The following is a 424-nucleotide window of genomic DNA, read 5'->3' as shown; positions in this document are numbered from 1 at the left end:
GGCCTGAGCGGTGAGGGGTTGAAGGCAGTCGCGATACCCCGCGCCCGTGCGACCGCAAGGACCGACCGCGTGGTGGCTTCGGTCAGGTTCCCCTGCACCACCAAGAGGTCACCCGCTGCTGACCCCACCAAGACCGTGAGGGCCGCCTCGGGCGTCATGGCGTCGGCCGCCGCGTGGGTGGTCACGACAGTGTTCTCGCCCTCTTCGCTCGTCACGATCAGGGAGGCGTCGGTCGGCGCCGGCACTTCGATCAGCGCCTCCGCCAATCCCTCGGCCACCAGCCGAGCCCGGATCTCCTCGCCGCGCGGGTCGCGGCCAATCGCCGCCGCGAGCGTGACTGCGACTCCTGCTCGTGACAGCACCAACGCTTGGTTCGCGCCCTTGCCGCCGAGATCCGTGGAGCTCGCCCTTGCAAGGATGGACG

General features: G+C 70.3%; 1 protein-coding gene. It reads right to left on the bottom strand.

What is annotated here, in order from left to right:
• Nucleotides 1-424 (bottom strand): PfkB family carbohydrate kinase (locus I6F37_RS41410; RefSeq protein ID WP_225154583.1); only part of this gene is annotated, 424 nt, incomplete at both ends.

This window comes from Bradyrhizobium sp. NBAIM08, from assembly GCF_020193935.1.
Lineage (GTDB): Bacteria > Pseudomonadota > Alphaproteobacteria > Rhizobiales > Xanthobacteraceae > Bradyrhizobium > Bradyrhizobium yuanmingense.
This window is presented reverse-complemented; position numbering and strand designations above follow the sequence as displayed.